Below are 21289 nucleotides of genomic sequence, written 5' to 3' on the forward strand. Positions count from 1 at the left end.
CTAGCGAGCTATGTCTGGAGGGGCAAGTTACCGCGCTCGTTATGACTGATCGCCTGGGTGACAGAGCAGGTAAGTCTGGTCGGTTCTGTTTGGCGAACGCTTGTTCGCTAAAAGGGGGATCAGTATACTGCGCCGAGTTAAAACTCGAGGTGTTCGATGCTCAAAATTGCCCGTGTGCTGCTGCTTGGTCTGCTGCTCATTTTCTGGTTCCTGTTCGGCCTGCTGCTCTGTCTGGTTCGTCCGCGCCATCCCAACAACGTCTATGTCTTCGCTCGCATGTATCACGCGGTCTGCCCGCTGATCGGGTTGCGAGTCAAGGTGACGGTGGCCGACGAGGTGAAATCGGTCGGCCCGGCGGTCTACGTCTGCAACCACCAGAGCAACTTCGACATCTTCACCGTGACCGGTGCGGTGCAGCCCGGTGTGGTGGCGGTGGGCAAGAAGAGCCTGCTGTGGCTCCCCTTCTTCGGCCTTATCTTCTGGCTATCCGGCAACGTGCTGATCGACCGCTCCAACCGCTCCCGTGCCATCGGCACCATAGGTCAGGTGGTGGATCGCATCAAGAATCGCGGCACCTCCATCTGGATGTTCCCGGAAGGGACCCGCTCCAAGGGGCGTGGCCTGCTGCCATTCAAGGCGGGCGCTTTCCACACTGCGGTACAGGCTGAAGTGCCCGTGGTGCCCATCGTCTGCTCCAGCTACTTCGGTCAGATCGACCTCAATCGTTGGGACAACGGCGAAGTGCTGGTGGAAGTGATGGCACCGGTCTGCAGCAAGGAGCACGGTGCCGCTGGCATTCGCGAGCTCTCCGAAGTGTGCCGTGCCAGGATGGAGGCCAAGCTGGCCGAATTGGACAGCAAGCTGGGCCACAGCCACGCAGCTTGACTAGATATCGCAGATGAATCGACAAGGGAGCCTCAGGCTCCCTTTTTTATTGGTAAAAATCACCACCTGGTTGGCTATTTTCACCAATAAACCCTTCTTGAATTTCCTCGGTAAATTCCCATCTATATGTAAAACAACAATAATTTTTCTTGGCACGGCTCTTGTAATGCAATGGGAAGAGATAGCCATCCCATCAACAAGGAACCAGACCATGAGCGTATTCAGCCGCCTGACCGACGTGATAAATGCCAACCTGCACAGCCTGCTCGACAAGAGTGAAGAGCCGGAGAAGATGCTGCGCCTGATGATCGAAGAGATGGAGCAGGTGCAGGTCGAGATGCGTACCCAGGCCGCCCGCGTGATTGCTGAACAGAAACAGCTGGAGCGTCACCAGCAGGCGTTGCAGGCGCAGATCCTGGAGTGGTCGGCCAAGGCCGAGCTCGCCATCCAGAAAGGCCGTGAGGATCTGGCCCGTGCCGCCCTCACCGAGAAGCTGGCGGAGGCCAGGAAATGTGAACAGCTGGAGCAGGACAAGGCCCGGGTGGCCGAGGTGCTGGCCCAGCTTACCGCCGACAGCGAGCGGTTGGCAGCCAAGCTGACCGAGGCGCGGGAGAAGCAGAAACTGCTGACCCTGCGCGAGCAGACGGCCCACAGCCGCATTCGTGCCCGTGCCCAGGTGGACAATCAGCGTATGCACGAGCTGATGGCACGGTTCGAAGGCTTTCAGGGGCGGGTCGATCAGCTGGAAGCCCAGCTGGAGGCGGCCACTTTGGGGCAGAATCCCTCGCTGGAGGCTCAGTTCCGCGAGCTGGAGCTCAATGACGAGATCGAGCGCGAGCTGGCCCGTCTCAAGGGGCAGAAGGTGGAGGTATAACCATGACTCCCTGGCCCAAGGATCTTGTCCATCGCAAGCTGACTGGCGTTTGCGCCGGCATTGCCCAACGGCTGGGGATCTCCAGAGTGACGGTGCGAGTGGTAGCCCTGCTCGCCCTGATCCTGGTGCCACCGCTGGCACTGGCTGCCTATCTGCTGGCGGTGCTGGTGATGCCGCCCCGTTATGAATTGAAACGCTGGCTGGATTGACCGCAAGGCAGCCCGGCGGCACAGAGAGCCCGTAAGGAGCAAGTTATGCTGGAATTTTTCATATTGCTGGGAGTGTTGCTGGTCATGGCACTGACCGGCTTTACCCTGGTAGCCATGCTGCTGGTGAGCGGCGTGTTTGTACTACTGGGGCTGCTGAGCGGCATGCTTGCCCTGATCGTCAAGTTGGCCCCCTGGCTGCTGGTCGCGCTGGCAGTCTGTTGGCTCATCAGCCACCGTCGTCAGCGCAACAATACCTATCTGTAGTTGTGCAACAAGTTATGAAATGCTCCCTGATTTCCCCTTTTCGGCCACTCATCGAGTGGCCTTTTTTTAGCTGTAACCCTTAAGGTCGGGTCGTTTCGGGTAACCACTGCGGGCTCCAGCTCTGCCAGAGTGCCGGGCTGTGGATCAGCTGCTCCTTGAAGGATTTTGGCTGCTGCTTGAGGCGATATTCGAGGCGCAGGGCTGCCCCCTTCTCGCCGACCTCCTGCTGCCAAGCCAGCGTCAAGGGGCCCTTGCCGCGCAGGGCGCGAGCCCCCTTGCCGCTCTGGTGCTGACGCAGACGACGTTGAGGATCCGTGCTGACCCCGGTATAGAGCAGGCCGGTGGCGGTGCGCACCATATAGATAAACCAGCGAGAAGAGGGGGGAGAGGCGTGCGGGGATATCCCGTCAGGAGGTTTTCTCATTTGTACTTCTCTGTGCCAAACTCAAAAGCAGTGCAAGGAGGTGCGATGAGAGTCTGGTTCTGGTTGTGGTTACTGTTGTCGGTTCCGGCTCTGGGGGAGACGATCCGTCTCTACGATTACCATCAGCATCCCCCCTTCAATACCGGAGTGGATGCCGGACTGAGCCGCGAGCTGGTCAAGTATCTCAATGAAAAGTTGGGGGGGGAACCCAGAATCGAGCTCTGGCTGGTTAATCGCGCCCGGCTGGCGCTGGAGATGGCGGATCCCGACTTTGACGGTCTGGTGGTCTGGGTCAATCCCGCCTGGGTAGGGGATCCCCATCGCGAGCGTTATCTCTGGACCTTTCCGGTGATGCGCGACACCAACGAGCTAATCTCGAACATCGACAAGCCGATCACCTATCGCGGACCCGACTCCCTCAAGGGATTGGTGTTCGGCGGGGTGGAGGGCTACCGCTATCAGGGGATCGACGATGCGGCAGCAAGGGGAGAGCTGGAGCGTCACGATGCCAAGAAGGTGAAGACCAATCTTGAGCTGCTAGTGCGCGGCCGCATCGATGTGACCATGGTGCCTGGCTCCGCGCTGGGCTTTTTCATCGACTCAAACCACTATCAGGGTAAGCTGTTTATCTCGCCCTTCCCCCAATCCAGCTATACCCGCCATATCCTGCTGCCCAAATCCCGTCCCGAGCTGCATGCCACCCTTAACGACATCGCCGAGCAGATGGACAGGGATCCCCGCTGGCACAAGGTGTTGGAGTCCTATCGCGGTACGCCCTGAGGGCGGCGCTTGAGCCGATGCAGTGGCAACAGGCTCACTAGCAAACCTGCCCAGACGAAGGCAAAACCGACCGCCTTGATGGGGTCCGGCGCCTCACCAAACCAGTAGATGGCGAGCAGGAAGGCGAGGCTGGGCTCGATATATTGCAGCAGCCCCACCGTGCTCATCCGGGTTCTCGCCACTGCGTAGCAGAACAGTCCCACCGGCAGCAGGGTGGCGGGCGCACTGCCCATCAGCAGCAGCTTGTCGGCCAGATCTCCGTTCACGAATGCCCCTTCCCCGTGCCATGCCAGCGTGCCGATGATGATCAGCGCGACGGGCAGTTGCACCATGGCTTCCAGATAGAGGCTGGTGCCGGTGTCGTAGTGGATTTTCTTCTTGATAAGGCCATAGCAGGCGAAGTTGGCCCCCATGATGAGGGAGAACCAGGGGAGCTGGCCGTAGCAGAAGAGCATGTAGGCGAGACCCGCCAGTGCCAGAGCGACTGCCAGATGCTTTTGCGGGGTGAGCCGCTCTTTGAGGAAGATGACGGCGAATACGATATTGAACAGCGGGGTCATAAAGAAGGCGAGGCTGGTTGTTAGCACCTGCCCGGTAGTGAGGCACCAGGTGAACATGCACCAGCTGATGGACATGACGGGGCCTGCCAGCAGAATGAGGCCGAGCTGGCGCGGCTCACTGCGTAACCGTGCCCACGGCACCTGGTGGCCAAGCAGCAGAAACAGGGCACCCAGCAGCACCACAGACCAGAGCACCCGGTGGGAGATCAGCTCCCACATGTTGACCTCGGGCATGAATTGATAATAGAGCGGTAGCATCCCCCACAGGATGAAGGAGAGGGTCGCGGTGCCGGTACCTAGCCAGTTTTTCATTATTGTCCGTTTATTAAATTAAACACTCATGGCGATAGTAGGGGGCGCGCCCTGTTTCCACAAGAGGGAAAACAGGGAAATGCTGGTACTATCAACGTCATGCAGCGAATCGATAAGTTGTTTGAGCAAATCAGGGCCTGCCGTCTGTGCGAGGCTCATCTGCCACTGGGGCCTCGTCCGGTGATCCGCGGGGCCGAGAGTGCCCGCCTGCTGATCATCGGTCAGGCGCCCGGCACCCGGGTGCATGCCAGCGGTATCCCGTGGGATGACCCCTCCGGTGACAGGCTGCGCCAGTGGCTCGGGGTCGATAAGGCCACCTTTTACGACGAATCCCGCATTGCCATCATGCCGATGGGCCTCTGCTATCCCGGCAGGGGAAAATCCGGCGATCTGCCACCGCGCCCCGAATGTGCGCCCACCTGGCACGACAAGGTATTGATGCTGTTGCCCAATATCGAACTGACCCTGCTGATCGGCCAGTATGCACAGGCCTACTACCTGCGGGGGGCGGCCAAGGGGTCGCTCACCGAAACGGTGCGCAACTGGGCCGATTATGGCCCCGGCTGGCTGCCGTTGCCGCATCCCTCCCCGCGCAACACCCTCTGGCTCAGGAAGAATCCCTGGTTCGAGCAGGAGATCGTCCCCCATCTGCAGCAAAGGGTCGCCCCGTTTCTGGGGAGACCCTGAGTATTAGAGCGCTGGCTCGGCCAGCGGTTTTGGCTTGCTGCGCGCCATGGCGATGAGCGGCAGGACGATGCAGATACAGCCCAGCAGCAGCGGCAGGCCCGGTTGCTCGTCAAACAGCCACACCCCAATGGCGACGGCCATCAGCAGACCGGTATATTCCGCCGAGGCGATCTTGCTCGCCTCCGCCTTGCGATAGGCCACTACGCACAATCCCGCATAGACCATGATCAGCGCCGACGAGCCGAAGGCGGGCCACCACATCTGCCACTGCCAGTCGCCCCCTTCCCACAATGCCAGCGCCAGGATAAAGGGCATGCTCAGCACGTTGGTGAAAAACAGGGTCTGGGCGATGGGCTGCTTGAGCGGGATCCGCTTGATCAGCAGGTTGTTGAGCGCCATCGACAGCGCCACCCCGAGCGCCGCCAGTGCGGCCCAGTTCACTTCGGTCGGGCGCAGCACGATCAGTACCCCGATAAACCCGATAACCGCGGTCAGCACCTTCTGGCGCGAGAGCGCTTCCCCCGCCATCCACACCGCCAGCGGCACCATCATCAGGGGGGCGGCATAGAAGAGGGCATTGGCGGTAGCGAGCGGCAAGCGGGTGAGGGCCACTACCATCAGGCAGACGCCGACCGCCCAGATATGGGCCCGCAGCAGGTGCCACTTGATGGCCACCGGTGGATTGCGGCGCCATGACCAGAGCAGCCAGGGCATCAGCAGAATGGCGGCCGAGAGCTGGCGGAAAAAGACAAACTGGAAGATGGGCTGATCCGGTTCCAGCACCTTGACCAGCGCATCGGAAAAGACCGCCACCATATTGCCCAGCACCAGATAAAGGATGCCGATCCCTACTGCATTCATACCACCTCCCACTTCAGATGAGCGGAGGGTAGCGTGCCGGTTGATATCCAGTAAAATGATAAAAAATGACCACTCATGAGATATTTAGATAATGAAGCTTCCTCCCCTGCGTGCGGTGCAATATTTCGAGGTGGTGGCCCGGCTGCTCAGCTTCTCCCGTGCCGCCCTTGAATTGAACGTCAGCCAGAGTGCGGTCAGCCACCAGATCCGCCTGCTGGAGGATTTTCTGGGTGAGCGCTTGCTGCTGCGTCAGGGTCGGCTGCTCTCGCTGACGCCGCAGGGGGAAAGCTACTTCGAGGGGATTGCCGCTGGGCTCAGCCAGATTGCCCAGAGCAGTGAACAGTTGCGTGGTGGTGGCGAGATGCGGCTGCGCCTCGCAGTCTACAGCTCGTTTGCGGTGAAGTGGCTGATCCCGCGGTTGGCCGGATTGCGCCAGCTCTACCCCGAGCTGGATTTGAGTCTGGAGATGGTGGCGGAAGATCCCGAGCTCTCTGATCGGGTGGCGGACTGTTTTATCACAGTCTCACCCCACGGGCGGGGCTACTGCCACGACCTTATCTATCAGGAGCGGCTCTTTCCGGTCTGCAGTCGCCGTCTGTTGCAGCAGATCAGCGGGGAGTGGCCCGAGGCCATCTGGCAGTTGCCGCTGCTCTCGGTGCAGTCCATTTACAAGGCGCGGGGGGAGGATTGGCAGCGCTGGGCCAAGGCGGGTGGCTTGGTGATCCCTGACGAGGCGCGAATGCACCACTTCAGCCATGTGCTGCTGGCGATGGAGGCGGCGGCCTGGGATCAGGGGGTGGCGTTCGTGAATGACTACATGCTGCGCCCCGATGATCCCCAACTGGTGGCCTTGCCGGTACACCAGCTGGAGACGGGGGATGCCTTCTACTTTACCTGCAAGCGCTCGCGGGCCCATGAGCCCGCCATCAGCCGGTTGCGCCAGTGGCTGATGATGGAGACACGCCAGAGCATGCCGCTCTAGCGCGGCATCAAGCTTTCTTGAACTGGCTTAGGACAAACAGGCTGGTGGCGCAGACGACGACAGAGGGGCCTGCCGGAGTATCTTGATACCAGGAGAGGGTCAATCCACCCAGCACGGCGAGACAGCCAATCAGCGCGGCAAAGCCGGCCATCTGCTCCGGTGTCTGGCTAAAGCGGCGGGCGGTGGCGGCAGGGATGATCAGCAGGGAGGTGATGATCAGCGCCCCGACAAACTTCATCGCTACGGCGATCACCAGCCCGATCAGCAGCATCAGCACGCAGCGCAACACGTCGACCCGGATCCCCTCGACCCGCGCCAGCTCTTCCGAGATGGTTATGGAGAGCAGGGGATCCCAAAGTCGCCACAGGGTGAGCAGCACCAGCGTGCCACCGCCGTAGATCCAGAGCAGGTCCATCGGTTGTACCGAGAGCAGGTCGCCGAACAGGTAGGCCATCAGATCCACCCGCACGTTATCCATAAAACTCAAGGTAACCAGACCGAGCGACAGGGCGCTGTGGGCCAGAATGCCGAGCAGGGTATCGGTCGCCACCTGCTGGTTGCGACTCATGATCACCAGCAGCATCGCCATGGCGAGGCAGCAGACCACCACCGCCAGGGTGAGATCGACCTGCAGCAGGATGCCCAGCGCGATGCCGAACAGACAGGCATGGGAGAGGGTGTCGCCAAAATAGGCCATCTTGCGCCATACCACGAAGCTGCCAAGGGGGCCGGCCAGCAGGGCGATGCCGAGACCGGCCGCGAGGGCGTATAACAGAAAGCTGTCCACTTGAATGTCCTGTTGCTTGCGCTATTTGCTGTGAGCGTTGTTGCGAGAAGGCAGGCGGATGACGGGGGCCTGCGGTTCATGATGATGGTGTTCGCCGTCGCAGTGGTGATGGTGGGTATAGACAGCCAGCACCTCCTGCTCCGGTCGCCCGAACAGACGGGCAAATTCGGGGTGGCGCGCCACGCTTTCCGGCTCGCCATGACAGCAGACGTGGCGATTGAGGCAGATCACCTCGTGGGTGCTGGCCATCACCAGATGCAGGTCGTGGGAGACCATCAGCACGGCGCAATTGAACTCGGCGGCGAGCTGGCCGATGAGAGCATAGAGTTCAATCTGGCCGGTGATATCCACACCCTGCACCGGTTCATCCAGCACCAGCAGCTCGGGCTTGACCAGCAGGGCGCGAGCCAGCAGTACCCGCTGCATCTCGCCACCGGAGAGTTTTTGCATCCGGTTTTCCAGCAATCCCTCTGCGCCCACCCGGGCCAGAGCTTCCTCGATGGAGAGGCGGCTATTTTTGCCCAGTTGCAGGAAGCGTCGCACCGTCAGCGGCAGGGTGGGATCCAGATAGAGGCGCTGTGGCACATAGCCGACTCTCAGATCGCGGCTGCGGGTGATCTTGCCCGAATCCGGCGTGAGCAGGCCCAGCACCAGCTTGCTCAGGGTGCTCTTGCCCGCCCCGTTGGGGCCGACTAGTGTGGTGATTTTGCCTTTATTGAGGGTAAAGGAGACCTTGTCGAGCACAGAGCGTCCATCAAACGAGAGAGAGACCTCTTTCAGCTCTACCAGTTGGCTCATGACAACTCCGGGGTTTACAGCCAGTGAGAGTTATAATATAACAAAAAGCGGCTGTTATATTATCACATACTCACCCCCTGACGAGATTCACCAATGAGAATTATTGCGCTTTTTACTGCCCTGCTGGCGGTGAGTTTGCCTGTTCGTGCCATTGAGGTACTGACCACCATCAAGCCCCTTGGCTTCATCGCTGCGGCGATCACTGACGGCGTGAGTGAGCCCAAGGTATTGTTGCCGACCGGCGCCTCTCCCCACGATTTCTCCCTGCGCCCCTCCGATATTCGCAGCATCAACAGTGCTGGGCTGGTGGTGTGGGTTGGCCCCGAGCTGGAAGGGTTTATGGCCAAGCCGCTGGCCAATCATCCCCATGCTTTGGCCCTGACTCAGGTTGAGGGAATGCCGCTGTTCAACTACGCGACTCAGGATAGTCATGACTCCCATGACCATGATGATCACGATCATGCCGCCCACGAGCACGGTAACCATGATCATGATGAAGGGCATGAGGGACATCATCACGAAGGGGTCGATCCCCATATCTGGCTTGGCCCGACGCAGGCCAAGGTGATTGCCAAGGCGATCGCAAGTGAATTGGGCAAGCTGGATCCGGCCAATCAGGCTCGCTATGACGCCAACCTCGCGGCATTTGATGCCAAGGTGGATGCCAAGGACAAGGTGATTGCCGGCCAGATGAAGGCAGTGAATGAGAAGGGGTACTTTGTCTTCCACGAGGCGTATGGCTACTGGGAGCGCCATTACGGCATGAGTTCAAAAGGTCACTTTACCGTGAGCCCTGAGCGTCGCCCGGGCGCCAAGACCCTGGTGGATATCCGCAAGGCACTGGAAGAGAAGCAGGCGAGCTGTATTTATGCCGAGCCGCAATTTTCACCGGCAGTGATCGAATCGGTGGCACGCAATACTGGCGCCAAGGTGCTGTTGCTTGATGAGGTGGGTGAACAGGTGCCGCTTGGCCCGGATGGTTATCCCCAATTCATGCAACAACTGGCAGACGCATTTGCCCAATGTCGCTGATTAGCGGCTGAGTCTCTCATCCGGACGGACTATACTGACCTCCAGCATCTGACATGGAGTGTCCGGTATGAAATGGTTGTTGATCCCGGCCTGCACGTTGGCGCTATGTTGCGCCAACGTGCAGGCTTCGCGTCTTTCCGAATATATTGCCAGTCCGGACCTGCGGGCCAAGCTGCAGGAAGTGTATGGTGGCCGGGCCATCCAGCGGGCCGAGGCATTTTCTCGCCTGCTCACCCCCAGAGCGGGTACAACCGACCAGCAGAAGATCGAGCTGGTGAACAACTACTTCAACAATCTGACCTACAGCGAGGATCCCAAGCTGTGGGGGGATGAGGATTACTGGGCCAATCCGCTGGAGTTCATCGGTGCCCGGGGTGGGGATTGCGAGGATTACAGCATCTCCAAGTACTACACCTTGATGGAGCTGGGGGTGGATGAGAAGAAGCTGCGGCTGGCCTACGTCAAGGCTGTGCGTTACAACCAGTTCCACATGGTGACGCTCTACTTCCCTACGCCCAAGGCTGACCCACTGGTGCTCGACAACATCAACAGCCGGATCCTGCCGGGCAGCAAGCGTACCGATCTCATTCCCGTTTACAGTTTCGATGCCAAAAGCATCTGGATCATGAAGTCACGGCGGGAAGGGACGCTGGCGGGGAGCGCCGATCGGTTGGCGCAGTGGACATCGATGAAGACCCGTTTCTCGAGCGAGCAACTGCGCTCTCCCCGCCGTCAGCTATAGTTTGCCCGCCGCTTTCAGCTCCTCGAAATATTTCGCCGCGCCCGGATGCTGCTCAATACTCAGCACCGGGCCGGTTTTATTGCGTGCCCGGTGAAACATATTGGCGTAGCCATAAGTCTGCTCATTGAACTTGGTCTGCTGGGTCAGCATGGCCTTGGTCAGACGATAGACAGACTCTTCCGGCATGCTGGCATTGGTAACCAGGGTGGCGGCAATGGCAAAGGTGGGCGTTGCCTTCAGATTGCCGGGGTAGATACGAGCGGGCACCTGACTACGTTGGTAATATTTGACCCCCTTGAGTAGCTGATCCCGGGTGGCCCCATCGATGGGGAGGAAAGTGACCGCGCAACGTTTGGCGGTGTCGAGCACAATCCGGTTGGGATGCCCCATCACCAATGCAAATGCGTCGATCTGCTTGCTGCAGAGCGCATCCGGCAGGTTGGCCATGCTTTTCAGATCGAGATCCTGTTCTTTCGCTCCCAAGATGTTGAACAGGGTCAGCGCCGTCTGGCGGGTTCCCGAGCTCTTCAACCCCATATCGATGGGGGCGAGCTTGAGCTGTTCCAGTGACGTGATATCACCATCGGCACGGATCACTATGGTGAAGGGCTCGGCATGGGTGGCAAACAGGGCGCGCAGCTCAGGTTGCGGCTGCGTGGCAAAAGGGCCCAAGCCCTGGCTTGCCTGATATAGCCAGTCTGACTGCACCATGGCGTAGGCGGTCTCGCCACTCTTCAGCCGCTTCAGGTTTTCTATTGAACCCGATGAGCTCTGCAATGTGCACGCAAGTTGCTCATCGACCTCATGGGCCAGACGGCAAAACTCTTTGGTTATCTGGTGATAAATCCCCTGCTCACCCCCGGTGGTTATAGTGACGGTTTCAGCCATCAGGCCGGGTTGCCACAGCAGAGGCAACAGCATGGCGAGCTTCTTCATGATTGCGCCTCCTTGGCATAACCATCGATACCCCAGGTCCGCAGTTTGTCGATGTCGCGACACTCTCCCGATTCTGCCAGTAGGGTATAGCCAGCAGCATGCATGGTTTGGGAGAGCAGATTCCAGTAGAGCGGCGCATCGGTCAGCTGACAGCTGATAAAAATGGGATTGAGCGGGTCAAGTTGATTGAAGGTATCCGCATTGAGGGGAATGGCGCTGAAGGCGAGCTCACACCCCTGTTCCTGCAACGCAGCCAATGTGGCTTGGCCGTGGGCGGGAAAGGTGACCACATCCCAGCGCCAATCCAGTGTTTTGCCGCGGCCCTGGCTTAGCAGGGGGGAGATCTCGGACCATTGCGGGTGATTGAGCAGGGAGAGGGGCAGCAAGATCCCCTCTATATGAGAGTGCTGCCACTGTTGCAGGGCGCTCTGGATGGTTGCGAGAGCGCTGTCGGCACCGAGGGGCTGACTGGGCAAGAAACGCTGATAGAGCGCGATCTCCCCTTGTGTGGAGACAAATTTTTGCAGTTGCCCGCCTTCCGGCATTGGGCTTAGCCCTTGCAGTGGCTGTGGCATGGTTGGGGCAAGCTGTTTTCCCAGTTGGGTGATCTTGAGTCGTTGTTGCAGCAGATCCCGTTTGCGTTCGGAAACCAATTGGTTGATGGAAAGTGCCACCTCTTTAAGGTCTTGCAACCAGGGAGTGGGCAGGGTGCTGTTGAACTGGTGTTTGCGGATACGGATCAGCTGCAGGTTGATCTGCTCCAGGGGCTGCAGCAGGCGTTTGCACACCAGGGAGATGATCAGGGTAAATACGACGAGGCCCGCCAACAGCGCCAGACCGGTGCGACTGATGGCATTCCACAGATGCTGATAGGCGTAGCCGCTATGTCCCTCAAGGGTCAGAGTGCCCAGCATGCGCCAGCCATCGGTCAACTCTTGCTCAATCTTGACGGGGGGCATGCCGATAACCGAGGGAAGCCAGCCGGGAACATTCTGCTGGGTAGAGTGGAATACCTTCTGAAACAGCACCTGACCATCCGGATCCACCAGCATGACCGAGCTGACGAAACCGCCATCGAACATGGCATTGACGATGGTTTCGGCCAGCACCTGATCATCATTGAGCAGGGTGCCTTGCAGTACCAGTCCAAGGGCTGTGATGGCGGTCTCCAGATTGGCCGACATCTGATCAAGGATTGACTGGCGGACTGTGGAGACTTCAAGAACGAACAACATAACTGCACCAATCAGGAACAGTACAAGGATTATCCAGCGCAACAGTTTTGATAACGTCATATCCACTCCATGGAAAAATTATCGCAACATTTGAATTTTTAATGCCGAATCGAGTCCGACCCGGCTCTTAAAAATAGGAAAAAATAGTTAAAAAAGGCGATCATTTCTGCCCATCAGGGCGTGTTATGCATAAAATGTGAGGTTCATGCAGATTGTGATGAACTATTTGTAATTTGTTTTGTCCAAAAAACAGTTTTATACGGTTTTGTCACAACTGACATCGCAATACTCTCTCTTGGATCTAAATACAGGATAGCGGATGAAACGTCTCCGTCCCTTGGTAGCACAGGCTGCCAATTGGGAACCACCGGTTCCCCGCAAACATTTTTACGCCATGCTGATGCTGACGGCCATGACCTTGTCAGCAGTGGCATTGCTGCCAGCGCCGGGGGATATCCTGGAGCGGCCTCTTCGCCTTGAGTTGCCCATTGATACCGCCGGTACGGCAACCAACGAAAACAACACCGATTTTAACGAAATCCCAGACCACGAACTGGTTGATCAGAGTGCGGCAGAGGACGATATCCCTGTTGATACCGCACCGCAGTGGCAGGATTACCGAGTGCGTAATGGTGAGAACCTGACCGCCATTTTTAACAATCTGGGACTCTCTACCACTACTCTCTACAAGGTACTTGATGCGGACAGCAAGAACTATCTGGCCAGATTGAAACCGGGCCAGACCATAGAGCTGCTGATCGATCAGGACAACATTCTGCAACAACTCAAGATCCGCTTGAACATCAAGCAGACGCTGGTGATGGCGCGCAGTGACGATGCTTATACTGCCTCCATGATCAACGAGAAGGTCGAGTGGCAGCCGCAGCGTTACAGTGGCGTGATCAACGGCAGTTTCTATGTCAGTGCCCGCAATGCTGGCATTCCTGCCAATCATATCCAGAAGATTGCCAACCTGTTCCAGTGGCGGATGAACTTTGCCCAGGATCTGAAAAAGGGCGATAAATTCAAGGTGTTGGTACGCCAGGAGACAGTCGAGGGCAAGAGCACCGGTAACAGCCAGCTGCTGGGTGTGGAAATGATCAGTCAGGGCAAGACGGTGTCGGCCTGGCTCTCCGATGATGGCAACTATTACGATGGTCAGGGCAACAGCCTGGAGCGTGGTTTCCGCCGTTATCCGACCCACAGTCGTTACCGGATCAGCTCAAACTTCAACCCCGCGCGCAAGCATCCTGTGACTGGTGCTATCCGTCCCCACGAGGGGACCGACTTTGCCGTTCCGGTGGGTACCCCGGTACTGGCCACGGGTGACGGTGTGGTCCAGAAGGCGACCAGCCACCCGCTGGCGGGTACCTATATCGTCATCAAGCACGGTCGAACCCTCTCTACCCGTTATCTGCACCTGAGCAAGTTGCTGGTCAAAACCGGTCAGCGGGTGAAGATGGGCGACAAGATCGGCCTCTCCGGCAATACCGGTCGCTCGACTGGTGCTCACTTGCATTACGAGCTGCGGATCAACAACCGTCCGGTTAATGCCATGACCGCCAAGCTGCCGATGGCTGAACCGCTCAGTGGCAAGGAGCGTCGCCAGTTCCTGGCCAAGGTGAAGAGCTACCGCAAGGAGCTGGCCGCCGGTTAATCGCTGTAGCCACTAGCTGAAATGAAAAGGCCCCGCCAGACTGGCGGGGCTTTTTTGCATGAGCAGTGTTGGTCAGTAACCCTTGTCGAAGTCAATCTTGCCATCCAGTGGCTGGCCATCGATAAAGCGAATGTAGTTGCGTACAAATATCTGGGCCACATCCTCTGGAAAGCTGTAGGCGCTGTTGTGGGGGGTGACGATTAGGTTGGGTTGTCCCCACAGTGGACTGTCGGCGGGCAGCGGCTCCTGCTCGAATACATCCAGCACCGCCATTGCCAGCTTGCCGGTACGCAGCGCTGTGAGCAGGTCACCCGAGTGTACAGCGCTGCCACGACCGACGTTGAACAGGATGGCGCCCGGTTTGCAGTGTTCGAAGCGCGCGGCATTGAACAGATGACGGGTATCGCGGGTGGCAGGCAGCACGCTGACGATGACATCGGCCTGCGCCAGCATCTTGTTGAGCGCAGGCAGTTGATAAACCTGGTCAAACCCGGCACGTTCCCGACCACTGCGGCTGATGCCCAGCACCTTCATACAAAAATGTTTGCCGGTGTGGGCGATATGCTGGCCAATGCTGCCGGTACCCAGGATCAGCATGGTTTTCCCTTTGAGCCCCTCATAGGGGTGACTCTGCCAGAGTCGTTGTCTTTGTTGTTCCCGATAGAGAGGAAGTTGGCGTGTCAGACTGAGCAGATGACCAAAGACATACTCGCTCATCAGCGGGCCGAAGATGCCGCGCACGTTGGTGAGCTGATAGTTGCGACGACTGTCCGGATCGAGCAGCACGTCGACCCCGGCATAGGTGGACTGGAACCAGCTCAGCTTGTTGGCTTTGGGCAGCAGTGGCTTGGCGCGGGCTGGCTCTGCCAGCAGAATATGGGCCTCGCCGATAAGTTGTTCGGCATCGCTCGGGTTGTCGGCCCGCAGAATGCGCAGATGAGGGAGGTTGGCCGCCTTGAGCAGACGTTCGTAGTGAGCATTATCCTGGCTGAGCAAAAGAAGGGTACGTTGGCTCATACTCTTGTTCCTTATCAGAATTTGCGGCGCGACAAGATGCCGCTCTCGTCCCATCTTACCCGAGTTGCCAGCGCAACATAGCCGACCAGGGCGCTTTTTCGTTTTCGCCACGCCCCTCGTGGGCTACAATCTGCCCCACATTTTGCAAAGGATCCGACTCCAGTGTTTGGTGACAAGTTTTATAAGCGACTGGCCGAGCTACAGCCTTGGCAACAGACCGTCTACACCCTGGCGCTGGCAGAGCGCATGTACCCCAACTATGCCCTGTTCAGCCAGGCTTCCGGTTTTGGCAATGCAGATGCCTTCCGGCACGCGCTGGATCAGATGTGGAACTATCTGACCGTCAAGGGCTCACGTGTCAATCTGGGAGCCATTCTCGAAGAGTTAGAAGCCCATATCCCGGATCCCCGCAAGTTTGAATCCTACGGCGCCTATCCGGCGCTGGATGCCTGTGTGGCACTGGGCTGCGCCTACAACTCGGTGATCTGCCGGGTTGGCGAAGAGGCCAACGATGCCAGCCATGCCTCCGTTGGCACTGTGGCCGGTTTTATCGAGCTGCTGGAGGAGCGGGATCTGACAGAAGAGGAGCTCTACGAGCACGAGTACATGGAGGCCGAGCTGGAGTTTCAGGTCGAGTTGCTCAAGCGGGTTGCCCATGAGCGCGACAGCGATCGTATCCTGGCTATCAGAGCATTCGCCTCTCAGGATGGCGTCTCCAATATCGGTATCAGCCTGGAAGAGTAATTATCTCCGGTGCCTGATAGACAAAAGCTCCCGGTCGGGAGCTTTTTTTATGTCTGTCATTCTGTGGCTGTTTAAGCTTGCTCTTCGGTCAGGGGTCTGACGCTCAGCACCGGGGCAGCGTCGATTTCGTCTGCATTCATCATGGTGGAGATGCGTTGCAGGGAGGAGAGCAGCAGGGTCTGTTCCCACGCTTCCAGCGCCTGAAAACGCTGGATGAAGCGCTCTTGCAGCGGGGTCGGGGCCTGGGCCAGCAGGGCGCGGCCTGCGTCAGTCAGTGTCGCGTGAACCTTGCGCTTGTCGGTATTGCTGCGAACGCGCTGCACCAGTTGACGGCTCTCCAATCGGTCCATGATGGTAGTGGCGGTGGCCTGGCTCATGTTGGTGTGATCGGCCAGCTGACGCATGGAGATCTGTCCCAGCTCGTCGATCCCTTTTAGCAGCAATAGTTGCGGGGAAGTGAGCCCGGCTTCTTTGATCAAGCGCCTGGAGTGCATGTCGATGGCACGAATAATCTGGCGCAGGGCGACCAGTACTTCATCATGTTTTTCCATGGGGTGTGCGTCATTTGAGGGCTATGGAGAGGCGCAAAATTTTCCGCCTAATTCGTTACAAGGTCAATATTGTTTTTGTTGTAATGGTTTTTGCTCTAATCAATTTTGTGTTAGGTTGTCGGGCATTTCACGGAATTCACCCTGACATTTGAGGAGCGAGATGATGAATGACGAGCTGGATATCAAGTCTCTGGTGGCCGAGTTACGTGTGGTTAGAGTGCGCTATGAACTGCCGGACACCTCGGCTTTTGTGCGTTATCAGCCTGCCTATGATGAAGACCCCAACAACCTCAAGGTACACCACTATGATGGTGAGTTACCCCTCTCTTGCAGTGAGACAGGTACTTTCAACCTAAAGGAGTTGGTGAATGAATTACGCTACGCCTATGTGCTGGTGCACCTCTTTCCTGACGAAAGCGCCATGAACTTCTATCTGACCGGCCTCGATACCGGCCTGGCCCAGCTGGAGTTCATCGGCGGCTCTTACGACTTCAACCGCCTCTGGATCACCAGCGGTGTCTCCAATCAGGGTGTCCCCATGGCCATCTTCCTCGGCAAGCGTCACGCCGTGAACGGCCAGCCCTCGGTTTCGCTGGTGGATCACCGCGAACAGGCAGCCGGCAAACTGGTCTATCGCGCCATCGGCGGGGCCGGTGATCATGTGGGCGAAGACTTTTTCAACAACGACTAAGGAGGCTGGATGCGAGCAAGCAAAGGGCTATTGAAAGGCCTCAACCCCACCATGGCCATGACGGCCCTCACCGTGATCACCCTGTTTTTACTGTTTGGCGTTTTTGTTCCCGATACCGCAGCCGCCTGGTTTGTCGGTGCCAAGGATCAGATTATTGCCGGGTTCAAGTGGTACTACATTCTGGTGGTCGCCCTGTTCCTGTTCTTCGCTGTCTACCTGATGTTCAGCCGTTTTGGCAGCATCCGGCTGGGTGACGACGACCAGGTACCGGAGTTCGGCTACTTCGCTTGGTTCTCCATGCTCTTTAGCGCGGGCATGGGGATCGGTCTGGTGTTCTGGAGCATCGCCGAGCCGATGAACCATCTGCAGGGCAATCCGTTCATTACCGAAGGGATGACCCCGGAAGCGGCCCAGATCGCCATGCGCCTCACCTTTTTCCATTGGGGCCTGCACCCCTGGGCCATCTATGTGATCGTTGGCTTGTCGCTGGCTTTTTTCAGTTATCGCCGCAAGTTGCCGCTGGCTATTCGCTCCGTGCTTTACCCCATTCTCGGTGAGCGCATCTACGGCTTCTGGGGCCATGCGGCCGATGTGCTGGCGGTGTTCGGCACCGTGTTCGGGGTGGCAACCTCCCTCGGTCTGGGGGTCTCCCAGATGAATACCGGCCTCAACCAGATGTTCGGTATGGCAGTGTCGCAGTCCAACCAGCTTTGGCTGATTGGCGGTATCAGCCTGATCGCCACCCTCTCGGCGGTTTCCGGGGTCGGGCGCGGGGTGAAGATCCTCTCCGAGCTCAATATCTGGCTGAGCGTCTTCGTACTCGCACTCTTTCTGGTGCTGGGGCCGACCACCTATATCCTCAACGCCTATGTACAGAACATCGGTGATTACCTGCAGAACATCGTCAAACTGAGCTTCTGGACCAACACCGAGGCCAACGGCACCTCGGCCTGGCAGTCGAGCTGGACGGCGTTTTACTGGGGCTGGTGGATTGCCTGGGCGCCGTTTGTCGGCATGTTTATCGCCCGTATTTCCAAGGGGCGTACTATCCGCGAGTTTGTGCTCGGTGTGTTGCTGGTACCCTCGCTGCTCGGCATGTTCTGGCTCACCGTGTTTGGCGGTACGGCGATGAATCTGGAGCTGTTTGGCGGTGGCGGCGTGGTCGCTGCGGTCAATCAGGATGTGACGCTGGCGCTCTACAAGACGGTCGAACTGCTGCACTGGGATACCTTCGGCTGGATCGCCAAGGCCGTGCTGACCCTGCTCATCTGCACCTACTTCATCACCTCCAGTGACTCGGGCACGCTGGTCATCACCACTCTGCTCTCCATCGGTGATCAGGAGCCGCCGGTACTGCACCGCGCCGTATGGGGTCTGGGGCAGGGGCTGGTTGCTGCTATCCTGCTGGTCTCTGGCGGCCTGGCAGCCTTGCAGGCGGCCAGCATCATAGCGGCGCTGCCCTTCTCGGTGATCATGCTGGCGATGTGCTATTCGCTGATGCTGGGGCTCAAGCAGGAGAGCCAGCGCCAGTTCGAGTATCGCCAGAATCTCAAGCGCCACGATGGCTCATCCCATATGAGCCTGATGGAGCGAATTGGTCCTGCATAACGGCACCAGCAGGGGTTAGCGCCCCCTTACATATAAACTTGGATGCAAAACGGCCGCCCTGGCGATGCTCTCCTTGCGGAGCTCATCATCAGGGCGGCCGTCTGTTATGGGGCCGAGGTTACTCCTCGATAAAGGTCCACTCATCCTTGATGCGGCTAATGGCATCAGTGCGCTTTTTGGCGAGCTGCTCCTTGATCTCTTCTCCCTTGTAACCGGCCGCCACTATCTCTTTCACCGGCACTGCCTGGGCGGCAGCCAGCGCTTCGGCCACATAGTCCGGCTCGGCGTAGACCCGCTCCTCGAAACCGGTGCGGCCGTGGAAGTCGGCGCGGCAGGCATCCAGCAACTGGGCAAAGCGCTCGGGGCGACGCCAGGCATCAGCCTTGTCGAACACTTTGAGCAGGGTGGCGGGCTTGAGCTCAAAGGCAATATGGATGTGGGTGTGCAGATCGCTCACCAGCAGCGCCAGATCCCGGCACTCATTGGGTACCCGGAACCGCTCGCACAGGGCGCGAATAAGCGGCAGCCCTTTCTGGCCGTGACCGTGATGGCTGGGCCAGAACTCCTTGGGGGTCACTCCCTTGCCAAGGTCGTGGCAGAGGGCGGCAAAGCGGACTGTCAGCTCGGGGGAGATCCGGCACGCCTGCTCCAGCACCATCAGGGTGTGGATGCCGGTATCGATCTCCGGATGCCACTTGGCCGGGGCGGGGACGCCGAACAGAGCGTCGATTTCGGGGAAGAGCGCCTTTAGGGCGCCGCACTGGCGCAGCACCTCGATAAAGATCTGCGGGGTTGGCCCCAGCAGCACCTTCTCTAGCTCCTTCCAGACTCGCTCCGGCGTGAGGTGGGTTAGCTCGCCAGCGGCCGTCATCTCGCTCATCAGGGCGAGGGTCTCCGGCGCGATGGTAAAGCCCTGAGCGTGGAAGCGGGCGGCGAAGCGGGCGACCCGCAGGATGCGCAGCGGATCTTCGGCAAAGGCAGGGGAAACGTGGCGCAGCAGCCGTTTTTCCAAATCCTCGATGCCGCCGTAGGGATCGTGGAGCTGGCCCTGATCATCCTCGGCGATGGCGTTGATGGTGAGATCCCGGCGCAGCAGATCCTGCTCGAGCGTCACATCGGGGGCGGCGTGGCAGACAAAGCCGGTGTAGCCCTGACCCTGTTTGCGTTCGGTACGGGCGAGGGCATACTCCTGCTGGGTTTTGGGGTGAAGAAATACCGGAAAGTCGCGACCGACCTGGGTAAAACCCAGCGCCAGCATCTGTTCCACGGTGGCGCCGACCACCAGATGATCCCTGTCGCCCTGCGGCAACCCCAGCAGGCGATCCCGCACTGCGCCCCCAACCAGATAAGTCTGCAAACCGTCTCTCCCGTCATCAATCGTGGGGCCGAGTATATCGTCTTTGTTACCGCTTTGCTGCCTGACCACCACCTGCCCGCAGCGCCAGTCAGCGCGGCTTTGACTTGGGCGTGACGAGGCCTTACGCTGCCGCACCAGACAGCTGGCGCTGTGCTGCGGGATGACTTTATGCCCGCGCAGGCCAGATGAGCCGAAGGAACCGCAGAGTTCCCCATATATCAACGACATGAGCACAACGTGAATCAATCAACCTTCGCAAGCCGGGTTCTGGAGTGGTACGAGCTTCATGGCCGCAAAACCCTGCCCTGGCAGCAGGAGAAGACCCCTTACCGGGTCTGGATCTCGGAGATCATGCTGCAGCAGACCCAAGTCGCTACCGTGATCCCCTACTACCAGCGTTTTATGGCGCGCTTCCCCGATGTGGTGGCGCTGGCCGATGCCCCTGTCGACGAGGTGCTGCACCACTGGACCGGGCTTGGCTACTACGCCCGGGCCCGCAACCTGCACAAGGCGGCCCAGCAGATCCGCGATCATCACCATGGCCTCTTTCCCGAGCGCTTTGACGAGGTGATGGCGCTGCCGGGCATTGGTCGCTCAACCGCCGGGGCCGTGCTGTCGCTCTCTCTGGGTCAGCCCCACGCCATCCTTGATGGCAATGTGAAGCGTGTACTCACCCGCTGGCTGGCGCTGCCGGGCTGGCCCGGCCAAAAACAGGTGGAGAACGAGCTGTGGGAGATCGCCATCCGGCTGACCCCCAAGCTGGGGGTGGCGCAATACAATCAGGCAATGATGGATATCGGGGCCACTATCTGCACCCGCAGCAAGCCTGCCTGTGATCGCTGTCCGGTGCGGGCCGATTGCCAGGGGCTGTCGCAAGGCAAGCCTACCGCTTATCCCAACAGCAAGCCGAAAAAGAGCATTCCGGCCCGCGATGGCGTCATGTTGTTGATCCGCCATGGTGACGAGTTATTGCTGGAGAAGCGGCCGCCACAGGGGATCTGGGGCGGGCTCTACTGCTTCCCGCAGGTGGCCTCGCTGGCGGAGGTGGATGGTCTGCTGGCGTCCCTTGGCCTGAGCCATCACGGTTATCGTGAACTGGCCGGTTTTCGCCATACCTTCAGCCACTTCCATCTCGATATTCAGCCGCTGCTGATTGACATTGATGAGGCGCAGCCGCTGCGGCTCATGGAAGCAGATAACCGACTCTGGTATAACTTACGCCATCCTGCCGAGGTGGGGCTGGCGGCCGCCACGGCCCGCCTGCTCGCCTATCCAGAGTTACAACCATAGAGGTCA

General features: G+C 58.9%; 24 protein-coding genes. 14 read left to right on the forward strand and 10 right to left on the reverse strand.

The window, feature by feature from the left end:
* Nucleotides 1–156: 156 nt before the first annotated feature.
* The 4 genes from G5287_RS05010 (at nucleotide 157) to pspG (ending at nucleotide 2232) form a co-directional block, all read left to right on the forward strand.
* Nucleotides 157–885 (forward strand): 1-acylglycerol-3-phosphate O-acyltransferase, encoded by a 729-nt coding sequence (locus G5287_RS05010; protein WP_421172394.1) that lies wholly within the window; start codon nucleotides 157–159, stop codon nucleotides 883–885.
* A gap of 211 nt (nucleotides 886–1096) precedes the next feature.
* The gene (gene pspA, locus G5287_RS05015) at nucleotides 1097–1759 is read left to right on the forward strand and encodes a phage shock protein PspA (protein WP_421230967.1); all 663 of its coding nucleotides are present in this window, start codon (nucleotides 1097–1099) and stop codon (nucleotides 1757–1759) included.
* A 2-nt stretch (nucleotides 1760–1761) separates the two neighbouring features.
* Entirely contained in the window at nucleotides 1762–1968 is a 207-nt protein-coding gene (locus G5287_RS05020) for a PspC domain-containing protein (RefSeq protein ID WP_124241612.1), read from the forward strand.
* Nucleotides 1969–2013: 45 nt separating this feature from the next.
* Nucleotides 2014–2232 carry an envelope stress response protein PspG gene (gene pspG / locus G5287_RS05025; RefSeq protein WP_216952098.1) on the forward strand — a complete coding sequence of 73 codons (219 nt, stop codon included), beginning with the start codon at nucleotides 2014–2016 and terminating at the stop codon, nucleotides 2230–2232.
* Between the two features lie 79 nt (nucleotides 2233–2311).
* Here the strand turns inward: pspG and G5287_RS05030 are convergent, their stop codons facing one another.
* Entirely contained in the window at nucleotides 2312–2656 is a 345-nt protein-coding gene (locus G5287_RS05030; RefSeq protein WP_421230968.1) for a GIY-YIG nuclease family protein, read from the reverse strand.
* Between the two features lie 45 nt (nucleotides 2657–2701).
* Here G5287_RS05030 and G5287_RS05035 point away from each other — a divergent pair, with 45 nt between their 5' ends.
* A complete protein-coding gene (locus G5287_RS05035) occupies nucleotides 2702–3436 on the forward strand; it encodes a substrate-binding periplasmic protein (RefSeq protein ID WP_421230969.1) in 735 nt (244 codons plus the stop codon).
* Here the strand turns inward: G5287_RS05035 and rarD are convergent.
* Entirely contained in the window at nucleotides 3418–4308 is an 891-nt protein-coding gene (gene rarD / locus G5287_RS05040; protein WP_201904372.1) for an EamA family transporter RarD, read from the reverse strand. The genes G5287_RS05035 and rarD overlap by 19 nt on opposite strands.
* Nucleotides 4309–4407: 99 nt before the next feature.
* On the opposite strand from rarD, the gene G5287_RS05045 reads away from it, so the two are divergent.
* On the forward strand, nucleotides 4408–4995 hold the full coding sequence (locus G5287_RS05045; protein WP_139410909.1) for a uracil-DNA glycosylase family protein: 588 nt from the start codon (nucleotides 4408–4410) through the stop codon (nucleotides 4993–4995).
* A 3-nt stretch (nucleotides 4996–4998) separates the two neighbouring features.
* Here the strand turns inward: G5287_RS05045 and G5287_RS05050 are convergent, their stop codons facing one another.
* Nucleotides 4999–5856 (reverse strand): DMT family transporter, encoded by an 858-nt coding sequence (locus tag G5287_RS05050; RefSeq protein ID WP_421230970.1) that lies wholly within the window; start codon nucleotides 5854–5856, stop codon nucleotides 4999–5001.
* Between the two features lie 91 nt (nucleotides 5857–5947).
* Here G5287_RS05050 and G5287_RS05055 point away from each other — a divergent pair, with 91 nt between their 5' ends.
* A complete protein-coding gene (locus tag G5287_RS05055; protein ID WP_005335856.1) occupies nucleotides 5948–6838 on the forward strand; it encodes a LysR substrate-binding domain-containing protein in 891 nt (296 codons plus the stop codon).
* Nucleotides 6839–6845: 7 nt separating this feature from the next.
* On the opposite strand, the gene znuB is transcribed toward G5287_RS05055, so the two are convergent.
* Both znuB and znuC read right to left on the reverse strand, forming a co-directional pair.
* Nucleotides 6846–7625, reverse strand: coding sequence for a zinc ABC transporter permease subunit ZnuB (znuB, locus tag G5287_RS05060; RefSeq protein ID WP_421172390.1), 780 nt, complete (start codon nucleotides 7623–7625; stop codon nucleotides 6846–6848).
* Nucleotides 7626–7646: 21 nt separating this feature from the next.
* Nucleotides 7647–8423, reverse strand: a complete 777-nt coding sequence (gene znuC, locus G5287_RS05065; RefSeq protein WP_005354861.1) for a zinc ABC transporter ATP-binding protein ZnuC — start codon at nucleotides 8421–8423, stop codon at nucleotides 7647–7649.
* A 93-nt stretch (nucleotides 8424–8516) separates the two neighbouring features.
* Between znuC and znuA the strand changes: the two genes are divergently transcribed.
* Together znuA and G5287_RS05075 are read left to right on the forward strand one after the other, a co-directional pair.
* Nucleotides 8517–9455: a zinc ABC transporter substrate-binding protein ZnuA gene (gene znuA / locus G5287_RS05070; protein WP_323896567.1), complete on the forward strand. Its 939-nt coding sequence runs from the start codon at nucleotides 8517–8519 to the stop codon at nucleotides 9453–9455.
* A gap of 67 nt (nucleotides 9456–9522) precedes the next feature.
* Entirely contained in the window at nucleotides 9523–10197 is a 675-nt protein-coding gene (locus tag G5287_RS05075; protein ID WP_005335848.1) for a transglutaminase-like cysteine peptidase, read from the forward strand.
* Here the strand turns inward: G5287_RS05075 and G5287_RS05080 are convergent.
* Nucleotides 10192–11133, reverse strand: a complete 942-nt coding sequence (locus G5287_RS05080; RefSeq protein WP_227341429.1) for a TAXI family TRAP transporter solute-binding subunit — start codon at nucleotides 11131–11133, stop codon at nucleotides 10192–10194. The genes G5287_RS05075 and G5287_RS05080 overlap by 6 nt on opposite strands.
* The gene (locus G5287_RS05085) at nucleotides 11130–12428 is read right to left on the reverse strand and encodes a LapD/MoxY N-terminal periplasmic domain-containing protein (protein ID WP_421230971.1); all 1299 of its coding nucleotides are present in this window, start codon (nucleotides 12426–12428) and stop codon (nucleotides 11130–11132) included. Before G5287_RS05085 ends, G5287_RS05080 begins: the two co-directional genes overlap by 4 nt.
* A 259-nt stretch (nucleotides 12429–12687) precedes the next feature.
* On the opposite strand from G5287_RS05085, the gene mepM reads away from it, so the two are divergent.
* Nucleotides 12688–14025 (forward strand): murein DD-endopeptidase MepM, encoded by a 1338-nt coding sequence (gene mepM, locus G5287_RS05090; protein ID WP_216952090.1) that lies wholly within the window; start codon nucleotides 12688–12690, stop codon nucleotides 14023–14025.
* Between the two features lie 72 nt (nucleotides 14026–14097).
* On the opposite strand, the gene G5287_RS05095 is transcribed toward mepM, so the two are convergent.
* Nucleotides 14098–15042 (reverse strand): D-2-hydroxyacid dehydrogenase, encoded by a 945-nt coding sequence (locus tag G5287_RS05095; RefSeq protein WP_421230972.1) that lies wholly within the window; start codon nucleotides 15040–15042, stop codon nucleotides 14098–14100.
* Between the two features lie 162 nt (nucleotides 15043–15204).
* Here G5287_RS05095 and G5287_RS05100 point away from each other — a divergent pair, with 162 nt between their 5' ends.
* On the forward strand, nucleotides 15205–15786 hold the full coding sequence (locus G5287_RS05100) for a YjaG family protein (protein ID WP_216952088.1): 582 nt from the start codon (nucleotides 15205–15207) through the stop codon (nucleotides 15784–15786).
* A gap of 71 nt (nucleotides 15787–15857) precedes the next feature.
* Here G5287_RS05100 and G5287_RS05105 read toward each other — a convergent pair whose 3' ends face one another.
* Nucleotides 15858–16337, reverse strand: coding sequence for a MarR family winged helix-turn-helix transcriptional regulator (locus tag G5287_RS05105; protein WP_216952087.1), 480 nt, complete (start codon nucleotides 16335–16337; stop codon nucleotides 15858–15860).
* Between the two features lie 163 nt (nucleotides 16338–16500).
* Between G5287_RS05105 and G5287_RS05110 the strand changes: the two genes are divergently transcribed.
* Nucleotides 16501–17028 carry a hypothetical protein gene (locus tag G5287_RS05110; protein ID WP_216954452.1) on the forward strand — a complete coding sequence of 176 codons (528 nt, stop codon included), beginning with the start codon at nucleotides 16501–16503 and terminating at the stop codon, nucleotides 17026–17028.
* A 9-nt stretch (nucleotides 17029–17037) separates the two neighbouring features.
* Nucleotides 17038–18636 (forward strand): BCCT family transporter, encoded by a 1599-nt coding sequence (locus tag G5287_RS05115; RefSeq protein WP_005335834.1) that lies wholly within the window; start codon nucleotides 17038–17040, stop codon nucleotides 18634–18636.
* Between the two features lie 118 nt (nucleotides 18637–18754).
* Here G5287_RS05115 and G5287_RS05120 read toward each other — a convergent pair whose 3' ends face one another.
* The gene (locus tag G5287_RS05120; RefSeq protein ID WP_216952086.1) at nucleotides 18755–19993 is read right to left on the reverse strand and encodes a multifunctional CCA addition/repair protein; all 1239 of its coding nucleotides are present in this window, start codon (nucleotides 19991–19993) and stop codon (nucleotides 18755–18757) included.
* Nucleotides 19994–20230: 237 nt separating this feature from the next.
* Between G5287_RS05120 and mutY the strand changes: the two genes are divergently transcribed.
* The gene (mutY, locus tag G5287_RS05125; protein ID WP_421230973.1) at nucleotides 20231–21283 is read left to right on the forward strand and encodes an A/G-specific adenine glycosylase; all 1053 of its coding nucleotides are present in this window, start codon (nucleotides 20231–20233) and stop codon (nucleotides 21281–21283) included.
* Nucleotides 21284–21289 lie beyond the last annotated feature (6 nt).

The organism is Aeromonas sp. 603079 (genome assembly GCF_049172135.1).
Taxonomy (GTDB): domain Bacteria; phylum Pseudomonadota; class Gammaproteobacteria; order Enterobacterales; family Aeromonadaceae; genus Aeromonas; species Aeromonas veronii.